Raw genomic sequence first — 13131 nt, forward strand, 5'->3', positions numbered from 1 at the left:
CTTTGCGCCCCTTTCGCCGGCAAGCCGGCTCCCACATTGGTAACCCTGGCCAATACCCTGTGGGAGCCGGCTTGCCGGCGAAAGGGCCGCACAGCGGCCCCGGCAATCTCGGATCAGAACCCTACACTGGCCTGCACATAGAAGGTGCGCGGCTCACCCACATAGATCCCCGAGTTGTTGTCGCTGGAGCGGGTGAAGTACTGCTTGTCGAACAGGTTCTTCACCCCGGCTGCCAGCTTCAGGTTGGACAACTGCGGCCCGAAGTCATAGCCACCCCGGGCATGCCAGGTCACGTAGCCCGGGATATCGCCATACTGCCCATCGGCGCTCGGTTCGGTGATGTAGTTGCCGGTGAACTGGCCGGTCTTGGTCATGCCGGTACCCGGTGCGCGCTGCCCGGACTGGGCGAACGCATCGAGGTTCCAGGTCCAGCGGTTGACCTGGTAACGCAGGCCGGCAGTCGCCACCTGGCGCGAGTAGAACGGCAGGTCGCGGCCTTCGAAGCCGGGGATGTCACCCTCGTAGGTGGCACGGGTGTAGGTGTACCCGGCATTCACCGACAACCCTTGCAGGCGTGGGTCCAGCCCGGCCAGGTCATAGCGCGCCGACGCCTCGATACCCTGGTGCGTGGTGGCGCCGAGGTTGGTCCAGCCCACCGTGTTGCTGATGTACTGCAGTTCGTCATCGAAGTCGATGTAGAACGCCGTCAGCTCACCGGCGAAATGGCCATCGTCATAGCGCGTGCCGAGCTCGTAAGTCTTGGCCTTCTCCGGCTCCAGGCCATTGGCGGTACTGTCGCCGCTACCGCCCTGGCCCAGCTGGAAGTACTGCAGGCTGCCGAACGAGGTCTCGTAGTTGGCGAACAGCTTCCACGCATCGGACAGGTGGTACATCACACTCAGCGCCGGCAGCGGCTCGTTGCTGGTGATGCTGCGGTTCTTCTCCACCACCGGCTTGAGGCTGTCGTCCAGCACCGGGCGGTCGCGCCAGTCGGTGTTGATGTGCTCGAAGCGGATACCCGGGGTGATGGTCCAGTTGCCCACGTCGATCTTGTCATCGATGTAGTAGGCGCTGGCTTCGGTGCCGCCGCTGCGGTCCTGGAACACATGGCCGTCGGACTTGGCGGTCTGGGTCGGCACATTGTCGATCAACGACAACCGGGTCGATTGCTCGCGCATGGCCTCCTTCAGGTAGCGGTAGCCGACGCTGACCTCCTGGGTGGTCGGGCCGACGAAGAACACCCGCGACAAGCGCGGCTCGATGGCGAAGGTGTGGTAGTTGCGCGGGTACGACGACAGGGTCTTCATGTCGCTGGAGGCGATGGTGCTGCCACGGAAACTGTCGGTGTAGTAGGTCAACACCTCGAACTGGGTGGCGTCGTCGAGCTGGCGCTGCCACTTGAACGACACGTCCTTGCGCCGGCCTGCGAAGTAGTCGTAGTCACGCAGCGACTGGTAGGGGTCCTGGTCGTACTGGGCCTGGGTCAGGCCGCCGGGCATGTCGGCGCGGCCATCGTAGTAGTGGAAGTTCAGCCAGAACTCGTCGACATCGGTCGGCGCCCAGTGGGTCTTGAGCAGCACATCGTCGATGTCGTTGTCGTTGTTGCTGCGCCGGTAACCATTGCCGTTGACGCCGCTGTACAGCAACGCGACGCCGATGCCGTTGTCGGCGGTGCCGCCGAGGAAGGCCGACTCGGTGTGCTTCCAGCCGCCATAACGCGAGGTTTCAAGGGTAGTCGCCAGCTCGCCGCTGGCCTTTTCGGGAATCGCCCGGGTGACGAAGTTGATCACCCCGCCGACGTTCTGCGGGCCATAGCGCACCGAGCCTGCACCACGCACCACGTCGATGCTGTCGAGGTTGCCCGAAGAGATCGGCGCCATCGACAGCTGCGGCTGGCCATAGGGCGCGAAGGCAGCGGGGATGCCGTCGATCAGCACGGTCGAGCGCGGCGACAGGCGCGAGGTGAGGCCACGCACGCCGACGTTCAGCGACAGGTCGCTGCCGCCGGTGCCGTTGGAGTCCTGCACCTGCACCCCGGGGATACCCCGCAGGGCATCGCGCACGTTCATGGTGCCCTGCTCCACCATCGCCTCGCGGCGTACCACGGTGCGAGCGCCGGGGTGGTTCTGCACCACGCTCTGCTGGGCATCGCCCAGCCAGTCACCGACCACTTTCACATCGGTGGGCGCCAACTCCAGGCTGCCGGTGGTGAGGGTGCCGGCCGCCTGGGCCGGCTTCACCACCACGGTGTCGGCCGACTGCTCATAGGTCAGGCCGCTGCCTTGCAGCAGCTGCTGCAGCGCCTGTTCCGGAGCCAGGTCGCCGGACACCGCCGGGGCCTCTTTGCCCGCCACCAGTTCGGGGCTGAAGAACAGCTGCAGGTTGGTCTGCTGGCCCAGTTGCTTGAGGGCGGTCGCCAGCGGCTGGGCCTGGATCTGGATGCTGTCGGCGTAGCTGTTGGCGGCAGCGGCACTGACCGCCAGGGCCAGCGCCAGGCGGCGCAGCTGGAGAAGGGGTTTGTTGTTGTTCACGTCTTCGAGAAATCCTGAAAGGTCGGGATAAACGCCAACCGCACGCAAATGTAAATGCTTGGCAGTTGCAGCTGGCGGGGAAGACGAACGGGCGAAAAAAAACCTGAATCTATTTTGCAATTATTTCGCTGGAGCCATCGGCATGCTGCCTGATCGCCACCGGCAGGATGCTCGGCAAGGCGCGCAGCAGGGCATCGGGGTCATCTGTGCTGAAGCTGCTCGACAGGCGCAGGCCGGCCACTTTGCCGGGGGCGACCCGCAGCGGTTGGGCACGGTAGCGCGACACTTCGACGACCACTTCGCTGAGCGGCGTGTTGTCGAACACCAGCTTGCCCTGGCGCCAGGCGGTGAGCGAATCGACGTCGATGGCATAAGGGGCGGCAACCTTGCCGTGGGCATCGATATGCGAGCCCTGGCCGGCCCCCAACTGCGCCAGCCCATCACCTGCGCCTTGCACCCGCACCGAGCCCTGCTCCACTGCAACGCGGGTGCTGGCCAGGTCCTGGCGCACGTCGAAGCGCGTGCCGGTGACCGTCACTTCACCCTGGGCGGTGCTGACCACAAAGGGGCGACTAGTGTCGTGGGCGACGATGAACATCGCCTCGCCCTGGCTCAACAGCACATGCCGGCGGCCCGCTGAAAAGTCCACGCTCAGCCGTGTGCCGCTGTTGAGCTGCAACTGCGAACCGTCCGGCAGGTCGAACTGGCGGCGCTCGCCCAGTGCCGTTTGCAATGCGTCCTGATGATTGAGCCGCTGGTAGTGCCAGCCACTCCAGCCCAGGCCAAGTGCGGCGATCGCCACCCCGGCCGCCAGGGCCTGGCGCAGCACCCGTCGGCGTGGCAACTGGCGCACCGGCTCAGGCGCGCAGAGCGCCTGAAGCCGTTGCCGTGGAATCAGCTCGGCGGCGCGCCACAGCTGCGTGAGCCGGCGATACTCGTCGCGGTGCCGTGCATCCTGCGCCAGCCACTGCTCCAGGGCCGCCTGCAGCTCGGCGTCGCCCGGCGCGTCCTGAACCCGGGCGAACCAGGCCGCCGCCTGCTCACCGACGGGATCGAACGCATGCTGTTTCATCAATGGGGTCTCCTGACTCATCTGGCCGACACATCCAGGTGCTCACGCAGATGTCGGAGCGTGCGGATCATATACTTTTCGACCATGTTCTTGCTCAAGCCCATGCGCTCGGCGATCTCGGCCTGGCTCAAGCCTTCGAGCTTCTGCCAGACGAACACCTGCCGGCAGTTCAGTGGCAGTTCGGCCAGCGCCCGCTCGACAGTGTCGGCCAATTCCAGGGCATGCACGTAGGCTTCCGGGTCATCACCCGCCGCCGCTTCGTCGTCGAAGCCTTCCAGCACCAGGGCCTGGCGGCGGTCTTCGCGGCGGTAGCCATCGACAGCGATATTGCGTGCGGTCTGGTGCAGGTAGGCGCGTGGCTGCTCGACCTGATCGCGCGGACTTTCCAGAACCCGCACGAAGGCATCATGGGTGAGGTCCTCGGCCTGCTGACGACTGCGCAACTTGCGCGTCCAGGTGCCGATCAGCTCGTGATAGTGGTCGAGGAAGCCTTTGTGTCCGGACACGGTGGGTGATCATCAGGCAGGCAGATAAGGGTGCGAATAGTAATGTTTCTCATCAAAAGCGGCAATTCCGCCAGTCGGTAACAAAAAATTTATGACGAGTTTCATGCACCGACGTACCAGGGATACGTGGCCATAAATATGAACACCTCGGCCCCCTTCGCGGGTGAACCCGCTCCCACAGGAATCGCGTAATCCCTGTGGGAGCGGGTTCACCCGCGAAGGGGCCAACCCGGTCTATTCCACAATATTTAACGCTTCAAAGATCCCGGGGAACATCTGCCGGTCACACGAGTCGGTTATTCAGGTAGCTGCTCGTCGATCCACGGCGAACCCACCGGGATTGCCTGTTGATCTTGCTGGAATCACGCCCTAAAGTGCGCGCCGAACGTCCATGCTGGAAACGATCCATCCGGCTCAAGTACTGACGACGAGACAGCAAGGTCACCCGCAGCCACACCCTGGCACGGTTGACCTTTTTGCTTTCGGCGACATGCCTTGGGAAGTAGGCGAACCAAAGTGGGGATACGGAGGACGTTCAGTTTGCAGCCACTTATTCTTTCAGTTTGCCCATGGAGCCCTTGAGCATGTCGATCCAGGTCGAAGACTATTTCGCGCGTGACACCTTCCAGAAAATGAAGGCGTTCGCCGACAAGCAGGAAACCCCGTTCGTACTCATCGACACCCAGATGATCAGCCAGGCCTACGACGACCTGCGCGCCGGGTTCGAATTCGCCAAGGTCTACTACGCGGTCAAGGCCAACCCGGCCGTCGAGATCATCGACCTGCTCAAAGAGAAAGGCTCGAGCTTCGACATCGCCTCGATCTACGAGCTGGACAAAGTGCTTGGCCGTGGCGTCAGCCCTGACCGCATCAGCTACGGCAACACCATCAAGAAGTCCAAGGACATCCGCTACTTCTTCGAAAAAGGCGTGCGCCTGTTCGCCACCGACTCCGAAGCCGACCTGCGCAACATCGCCAAGGCCGCGCCGGGCTCGAAAGTCTACGTGCGTATCCTCACCGAAGGCTCCACCACTGCGGACTGGCCGCTGTCGCGCAAGTTCGGCTGCCAGACCGACATGGCCATGGACCTGCTGATCCTCGCCCGCGACCTGGGCCTGGTGCCGTACGGCATCTCCTTCCACGTGGGCTCGCAGCAGCGCGACATCAGCGTGTGGGACGCCGCCATCGCCAAGGTCAAGGTGATCTTCGAGCGCCTGAAGCAAGAAGACGGCATCGAGCTGAAGCTGATCAACATGGGTGGCGGCTTCCCGGCCAACTACATCACCCGCACCAACAGCCTCGAGACCTATGCCGAAGAGATCATTCGCTTCCTCAAGGAAGACTTCGGTGACGACCTGCCGGAAATCATCCTCGAGCCAGGCCGTTCGCTGATCGCCAACGCCGGCATCCTGGTCAGCGAAGTGGTACTGGTGGCACGCAAGTCGCGCACCGCGGTCGAGCGCTGGATCTACACCGACGTGGGCAAGTTCTCCGGCCTGATCGAAACCATGGACGAGGCCATCAAGTTCCCGATCTGGACCGAGAAGAAAGGCGAGACCGAAGAAGTGGTCATCGCCGGCCCGACCTGCGACAGCGCCGACATCATGTATGAGAACTACAAGTACGGCCTGCCACTGAACCTGGCCATCGGCGACCGCCTGTACTGGCTGTCCACCGGTGCCTACACCACCAGCTACAGCGCGGTGGAATTCAACGGCTTCCCGCCGCTGAAGGCTTACTACCTGTAACGAAAAACGGGGCCGCAAGGCCCCGTTTTCACATGTGCGATAAAGACTTAAAGCGGTTCTTCGACACCCATCTGCAGAATTTCCACATCGAACAGGGCAGACGAATCCGCACCCGTGCACAGGTAACTGCCCATGCGCCCGGTGGTCCAGGCAGCCTTGTCCCAGCGCACGCCCACCCCTTTGTTATCGAGGGTGGTCATACGCATCTTGCCGTCATCGGTATGCGCCACGCGCCAAAGTGGGCCCACGATGGGGGTGAGCTCATAGAAGCCGAGGTAATCGTTGGTGCTGATGTCGACCCGCTGGTTGTACATCGGATGCGCACTGTTGCTGGTCCACAGACGGACCTCGTAGACATGCCCTTCGTCACCGTACTCCACGGCGCCGAACCACAGCTTCAGCGCATCTCGGTCCTGGCGGGAGGTGGTCAGCCAGGTGTTCTGATGCCAGTGGACGCTGCCGTTGTAGCCCGGGCTGTACTCCCAGCGACCTACAGGCCCCGGATACTTGGTGTTGAGCACGTTAAGACGGGCAATGAAGGATTGTTCGGTGATGTAGGGTTCAGACATGGTGCAACTCCTGTGGGAAAGTCGCCTCAGCATGCTCGTCACCCCGCGCACACTTAAGATCGAAGGTTTTCCCCTGCACCAGCACGCAGCTCGAGCTCGCCGGTATAACGGGCCGCCTGAGCAGACAGCAGCGGCCCGGCCGCCAGCAGGTGCACCTGGCTGCTGCGCAGGAAGTTCAGGTTGCCCTCTGCACGGGCCTGCTCGAACCATGGCTCTGCCTCGGCCATCTGACCGCGCTCGACCAGCACCATTGCCAGGCTGAACATGCCACGAAAATCACCCGCCTCGGCAGAACGGCGATACCAGCGCACGGCGCGGGCCGGGCTGGCGGCAGTGGCGATACCTTGTTCCAGGTAACGGCCGTACAGGTTCATCGACTTGGCATGGCCCAGCTGAGCTGCCTTCTCGTAGCAGGCCAATGCCTGAGCCTGGTTGGCCGGCACCCCGCGCCCGGTGGCCAGCAGGTTACCCAGGTTGTACATACCCCAGTCCAGCCCGGTGTCGGCCGCGCGCGCGTAGTGAATGGCCGCCTGGACCAGGTCCACCGCACCGCCCCAGCCATGCTCCAGGCAGCGCCCGAGCATGTTGTGCGCCATGCCGTCGCCCCCTTGGGCGGCAATCTGGAACCAGCGCCGAGCTACCTCGGCATCCTGCTCGATACCGCGGCCGTCGAGCAGGATCTGCCCCAGCAGCAACTGTGCCTCGACCACGCCCTGCCCTGCCGCCGCGAGGATGGCCTGGGCGGCCTGGCCCGGGCTGTGTTCGAGCATGGCCTGCAGCCCGGCCAGGTCCACCACCTGTTCACGACGCAACTGATAGGACACGGCTCAGACCTCGGCCCAGCGGCGCAGCAGGTTGTGGTAGGTGCCGGTCAGTTGCAGCAGCGACGGGTGCTCCGGCACATCGGCGGTGAGCTGGCGGATGGCATTGTCCATCTCGAACAGCAAGGTGCGCTGGCTGTCCTCGCGCACCAGGCTCTGGGTCCAGAAGAACGCCGCGTAGCGTTCGCCACGGGTGACCGGGTTGACCTTGTGCAGGCTGGTGCCGGGGTACAGCACCATGTCGCCCGCCGCCAGCTTGACCTGTTGCACGCCATAGGTGTCCTGGATCACCAGTTCGCCGCCGTCGTAACTGGCCGGGTCGCTGAGGAACAGCGTCGAGGACAGATCGGTGCGCACCCGCTCCGCGCTGCCCTTGGGCTGGCGCAAGGCGTTATCGATGTGGAAATCGAAATTGCCACCTTCGCGGTAGCAGTTGACCAGCGGCGGGAACACCTTGTGCGGCAGCGCCGCCGACATGAACAGCGGGTTGCGCCACAGCCGTTCGATCAGCGCGCTGCCGATCTCCTTGGCCAGCGGATGGCCTTCGGCCAACTGCAGGTTGTGCTTGGCCTTGGCCGACTGGTAACCCGCCGTGACCTTGCCATCGGCCCAGTCGGCCTGCTCCAGGGCCTGGCGAATACGCGAGATTTCGTCGGCGTCGAACAGCCCGGGAATGTGAAGCAGCATGGCGGTGGCACCTGGCGCGGGTTAGGGGCGCCAATGATATTGATTCCCTTTTACCTATCACAAGCCCCTTTCGGACCAATCGACGCACGAACCCGTAAAAACCGTAAGGTGAAAATGTAAAGAATGTAAATTTCTAGCGAATGGTAACGCTTCTCAATTGTTCCTTACATTCGCTTACATTAACATCCGCGGCCTTCAAACCTTGGGGAAGGTCAATAACAATGCGTCACGTGCCAACCGCCGTCAGTTCACCACGCCTGCTCGCCTCCGCCATCGGCCTGGCGATCACTGCCACTTCTGCTTACGCCGCCGACCCGGCCGCCAACAACGCCATCACCCTCGACGCCACCAGCGTCAACGGCAAGGCCGAACAGGCGAACACCGAGTACAAGGTCGAGAAAGCCTCTTCGCAGAAGTACACCGCACCCTTGGTGGACACGCCGCGTTCGGTCACCGTGATCCCGCAGCAAGTGATCAAGGACACCAACGCCCTGAACCTGCAGGATGCCCTGCGCACCGTGCCTGGCATCACCTTCGGCGCTGGCGAAGGCGGCAACCCGCAAGGCGACCGCCCGTTCATCCGTGGCTTCGACGCCCAGGGCGATACCTACCTGGACGGCGTGCGTGACACTGGCGCGCAAACCCGTGAGATCTTCGCCATCGAATCGGTGGAAGTGGCCAAGGGCCCGAACTCGGCCATCGGTGGCCGTGGCGCGGCGGGCGGCACCATCAACCTGGTGAGCAAGCGCGCGCACCTGGGTAACTCGCTGGACGGCGCCTGGACCTGGGGCAGCGACCAGACCCAGCGTTATACCTTCGACGGCAACTACCAGTTCAGCGATACCGTTGCCGGGCGCCTGAACCTGATGACCCACGAAAGCAACGTCGCCGGCCGCGACAAGGTCAACTACGACCGTTGGGGTATCGCCCCGTCGCTGGCCTTCGGCCTGGGTACGCCGACCCGCGTCAACCTCGACTACTACCACCTGGAAAGCGACGACCTGCCGGATTCGGGCATTCCGTACACTATTCCAGCTGGCGGCGGTAACGCTCGCACCTCGGCGCACCCGAGCAAGCCATATGACGGTGGCGACAGCGACAATTTCTATGGCCTGACCGACCGTGACTTCCGCAAGTCGCGGGTGGACATCGCCACCTTCGCCATCGAGCACGACCTGACCGACGCGTTGACCATCAAGAACACCCTGCGCCACGGCAACAGCATGCAGGACTACATCCTGACCCAGCCCGACGACAGCCAGGGCAACGTCAACCGCGGCAGCGTCTGGCGCCGGGCCAACACCCGTGTCGGCAATACCTCCACCACCACCAACCAGACCGACCTGTTCGGTGAGTTCTACCTGGGTGGCCTGAAGAACAGCTTCTCCACCGGTATCGAGCTGAGCCGCGAGGAGTCCGACCGGACGTCCTACAATGTGAGCACATTGGCTGGCACCACCAAGGTCAACAACTTGAACGTGTGCAATGGCATCGGCGCACCGTCCTACAACTGCACCTCGCTGAGCAACCCGACCCCGGACGACCCGTGGAACGGCGACATCTCGCGCAACTACGCTGGCACCAACACCAAGAGCAACACCCGTGCGCTGTACGTGTTCGACACCCTCGAGCTGACCCCGGCCTGGCTGCTGAACATGGGCCTGCGCTACGACCACTTCGACACCCAGTACCGCAGCCGCAACGCCAACGGCAGCACCGTAGTAAACGCCAAGAAGGTCGCCGCCAAGGGCGAAGACACCAGCGAGTTCATCACCGGCCAGCTGGGCCTGGTGTGGAAACCGGCCGACAACGGCAGCATCTATGTGTCCTACGCCACGTCCGCCACCCCGCCGGGTGCGCAGCTGGGTGAAGGCATGGAAGGCAACCCGCTGGGCAACACCACCAACCGCGCCGGCGACATGCTCTCCAGCGACATGGAGCCGGAAGAAACCACCAACTACGAGATCGGCACCAAGTGGGACCTGCTCGAAGAGCGTCTGTCCCTCACCGCCGCACTGTTCCGCACCGAGAAAGAAAACGCCCGCGTGCAGGTTGGCACCACCAGCTACGAAAACGTCGGCGAAACCCGCGTGCAGGGCATCGAGCTGTCGGCCAGCGGCAAGCTGACCAACAAGTGGCAGGTATTCGCCGGCTACACCTACATGCAGGCCCGCCAGATCGACGGCGGCCCGCTGGGTAAAGCCAACGACGGCAACCAGCTGCCGAACACCCCGAACAACAGCGCCAGCCTGTGGACCACCTACCAGGTCACGCCTAAGTTCACCGTCGGCGGCGGCGCCTTCTACGTCGATGACGTGTTCGGCAACGTGGCCAACACCACCATGGTCGACAGCTACGTGCGTTACGACGCCATGGCCGCCTACAAGCTGACCAAGAACGTCGACCTGCAGCTGAACGTGCAGAACCTCACCAACGAGGTCTACTACGACAAGGCGTTCTCCACCCACTTCGCCAACCAGGCGGCGGGCCGGACCGCATTGCTGACCACCAGCGTCCACTTCTAAAGGATGCAGCCCAAGCCCCGTTCATTTGCTTGAACGGGGCTTTTGCGTATCAAGGCATAATGCACGCCGCGCGGTAGGCGGCCAGACAAGGTGATCGATGTGTTGAAGAAGACGCTGTTCCAGGTCCACTGGTTGTTTGGCATCACCGCTGGCCTGGTGCTGGCGCTGATGGGCATCACCGGGGCGATCTGGTCGTTCCAGGAAGAGCTGCTGCGCGCGTTCAACGCCGAGGTGCTCAAGGTCGAGGTTCGCCAGGAGGGCGTGTTGCCGCCGGCCGAGCTGGTGCGCCGGGTCGAAACCGCGCAAGGCGACAAGGTCTCGATGCTGTGGGTAGACACCCGCGAGGGCAATGCCGCGCGGATCTTCTTCACCCCCGCGCCCGGTGAGCGCCGTGGCGAGTTGCGCTATGCCGACCCCTACACTGGAGAGCTCAAGGGCGAAGTGAGCGGGCTGGGCTTCTTCAACTTCGTGTTGCAGCTGCACCGCTTCCTCGCCGTCGGCGACACCGGCCGGCAGATCACCGGTGCCTGCACCCTGATGCTGATCTTCTTCTGCCTGTCCGGCCTGTACCTGCGCTGGCCGCGCAAGGCCCTGAACTGGCGGACCTGGCTGACCCTGGACTGGGCCAAGAAAGGCCGCGCTTTCAATTGGGACCTGCATGCGGTGTTCGGCACCTGGTGCCTGCTGTTCTACCTGTTGTTCGCCCTGACCGGGCTGTTCTGGTCCTATGAGTGGTACCGCGCAGGCCTGAACAAGTTGCTGGCCGACCCACCGGTGGCCGGCGAGCAGAAGCGCGGCGAAGGCCGCGGTGGCCGCCACGGCCCGCCCATGGTCGACAACAACGCCCCGCCACTGGTAGTCGACTACGACGCCATCTGGGCCAACCTCAAGGACGCGGCGGGCCCTGGCCTTGCCACCTACAACCTGCGGCTGCCGCCGGCCGGCGGCCAGCCGGCCACGCTGTTCTACCTGTTGCAGGGCGCCGACCACGAGCGCGCCTTCAACACCCTCACCCTCGACCCGGCCAGCGGCCAGATCAAGCGCCACCAGCGCTACAGCGACAGCTCGTTCAAGGCCCAATTGCTGCAGAGCGTCTACGCCCTGCACGTGGGCAGCTACTTTGGCTTGCCGGGGCGAATCATCGTCACCGTGGCCAGCCTGACCATGCCGCTGTTCTTCGTCACCGGCTGGCTGCTGTACCTCGACCGCCGGCGCAAGAAGCGCCAGGTGCGTGCCGCCCGCGGCGCGGTATCTGCTGCCGCCGGCAACGGCGACAGCTGGCTGATCGGTTTCGCCAGCCAGAGCGGCTTCGCCGAGCAACTGGCCTGGCAGAGCGCCGGCCAACTGCAGGCCGCCGGCTTGCCGGTGCAGGTGCGCCCGCTGGCCCAGTTGGGCGAAGCCGAACTGCGCCAGGCCAACCGCGCGCTGTTCGTGGTGAGCACCTTCGGCGACGGCGAAGCGCCGGACAGCGCTCGGGCCTTCGAGCGCAAAGTCATCGGCAAGCCTTGGGCACTGGAACACCTGGACTATGCCGTGCTGGCCCTGGGCGACCGCCAGTATCCGCACTTCTGCGGCTTTGCCCGACGGCTGCAGGCCTGGCTCAGTGAGCGTGGCGCCAGCAGCGCCTTCAGCGCGGTCGAAGTGGACAACGCCGACCCCGCCGCGCTGCAACTGTGGCAACAAGAACTGGCACAACTGACCGGCGCGCACCCGGTAGCCGCGTGGCAGCCCGCCAGCTTCGGCAATTGGCGCCTGAGCCGCCGTGAACTGCTCAACCCGGGCAGCCAGGGCGCACCAGTTTTCCTGCTGGGGTTGCAGGCGCAAACCCCGGCAAGCTGGGCGGCCGGCGACCTGGTGGAGATCCTGCCGCGCAATGGCCAACCCCGCGTGGCGGCGTTGCTGGCAGGCCTCGGGCTCGATCCGCACAGCCCGGTGCAACTGGACGGCCTCGAACAAACCCTGGCCCAGGCCTTGTCCAGCCGGCAGCTGCCGGCCAGCCGCGAGCACCTGGTGGGCCTGCATGCCCAGGCGCTGGTCGATGCGCTGATCCCGCTGAGTGCCCGTGAATACTCAATCGCCTCGATTGCCAGCGATGGCGAGCTGGAATTGATCGTGCGCCAGGAACGCCACCCCGATGGCAACCTGGGCCTGGGTTCTGGGTGGCTGACGGAGTACCTGGCGCTGGACGGCACGGTCAGCGCTCGTCTGCGCCGAAACAGCGGCTTCCACTTGCCCGACGCTACCGCGCCGATGGTACTGATCGGCAACGGCACCGGCCTTGCCGGTTTGCGCAGCCTCTTGAAGGCACGTATTGGCGCAGGCGAACAGCGCAACTGGCTGCTGTTTGGCGAGCGCAATCGTGCCCACGACCTGCTGTGTGGCGAGGAGCTGCAGGGCTGGTTGGCCAAGGGTGACCTGCAGCGGCTGGACCTGGCGTTTTCACGCGACCAGGCCGAGAAGGTCTATGTGCAGGATGTGCTGCTGCAGCAGGCCGCCGAGTTCAAGCGCTGGATTGATGATGGCGCCTGTGTGTATGTGTGCGGCAGTTTGCACGGCATGGCTGCAGGGGTGGATGCGGCGCTGCAGGGCATGCTCGGTGAAGCGCGGGTGCAGCAGCTGATCGAGGATGGGCGCTATAGGCGGGATGTGTACTGATCAGACAGTGATGTCGT

Annotated in this window: 9 protein-coding genes; 3 read left to right on the forward strand and 6 right to left on the reverse strand. The window is 64.1% G+C overall.

Going from position 1 to position 13131, the window contains the following annotated elements; all coding sequences use genetic code 11:
- Positions 1–113 precede the first annotated feature (113 nt).
- The 3 genes from ACQ4N9_RS17330 to ACQ4N9_RS17340 form a co-directional block, all read right to left on the reverse strand.
- Positions 114–2531: a TonB-dependent siderophore receptor gene (locus tag ACQ4N9_RS17330; protein ID WP_390968428.1), complete on the reverse strand. Its 2418-nt coding sequence runs from the start codon at positions 2529–2531 to the stop codon at positions 114–116.
- 109 nt (positions 2532–2640) lie between these two features.
- Entirely contained in the window at positions 2641–3603 is a 963-nt protein-coding gene (locus ACQ4N9_RS17335) for a FecR family protein (protein ID WP_390968431.1), read from the reverse strand.
- A gap of 17 nt (positions 3604–3620) precedes the next feature.
- Positions 3621–4109 carry a sigma-70 family RNA polymerase sigma factor gene (locus ACQ4N9_RS17340; protein WP_390968432.1) on the reverse strand — a complete coding sequence of 163 codons (489 nt, stop codon included), beginning with the start codon at positions 4107–4109 and terminating at the stop codon, positions 3621–3623.
- Positions 4110–4693: 584 nt separating this feature from the next.
- Here ACQ4N9_RS17340 and ACQ4N9_RS17345 point away from each other — a divergent pair.
- Positions 4694–5857, forward strand: coding sequence for a type III PLP-dependent enzyme (locus tag ACQ4N9_RS17345; protein WP_390968434.1), 1164 nt, complete (start codon positions 4694–4696; stop codon positions 5855–5857).
- 47 nt (positions 5858–5904) lie between these two features.
- Here the strand turns inward: ACQ4N9_RS17345 and ACQ4N9_RS17350 are convergent, their stop codons facing one another.
- From ACQ4N9_RS17350 to ACQ4N9_RS17360, 3 genes are read right to left on the reverse strand one after another with little or no spacing between them, the layout of a single operon-like run.
- Positions 5905–6426 carry a hypothetical protein gene (locus ACQ4N9_RS17350; protein ID WP_430933360.1) on the reverse strand — a complete coding sequence of 174 codons (522 nt, stop codon included), beginning with the start codon at positions 6424–6426 and terminating at the stop codon, positions 5905–5907.
- Positions 6427–6479: 53 nt separating this feature from the next.
- Positions 6480–7250, reverse strand: a complete 771-nt coding sequence (locus tag ACQ4N9_RS17355) for a tetratricopeptide repeat protein (RefSeq protein ID WP_390968438.1) — start codon at positions 7248–7250, stop codon at positions 6480–6482.
- A gap of 3 nt (positions 7251–7253) precedes the next feature.
- Complete coding sequence (locus ACQ4N9_RS17360; protein ID WP_390968440.1) at positions 7254–7934, reverse strand: Fe2+-dependent dioxygenase; 681 nt, start codon at positions 7932–7934, stop codon at positions 7254–7256.
- 221 nt (positions 7935–8155) lie between these two features.
- Here ACQ4N9_RS17360 and ACQ4N9_RS17365 point away from each other — a divergent pair, with 221 nt between their 5' ends.
- Positions 8156–10459, forward strand: a complete 2304-nt coding sequence (locus ACQ4N9_RS17365) for a TonB-dependent receptor (protein ID WP_390968442.1) — start codon at positions 8156–8158, stop codon at positions 10457–10459.
- A 99-nt stretch (positions 10460–10558) separates the two neighbouring features.
- On the forward strand, positions 10559–13114 hold the full coding sequence (locus ACQ4N9_RS17370) for a PepSY domain-containing protein (RefSeq protein ID WP_390968444.1): 2556 nt from the start codon (positions 10559–10561) through the stop codon (positions 13112–13114).
- The last annotated feature ends 17 nt before the right edge of the window (positions 13115–13131 follow it).

Source organism: Pseudomonas sp. ES1 (assembly GCF_050586605.1).
GTDB lineage: Bacteria > Pseudomonadota > Gammaproteobacteria > Pseudomonadales > Pseudomonadaceae > Aquipseudomonas > Aquipseudomonas sichuanensis.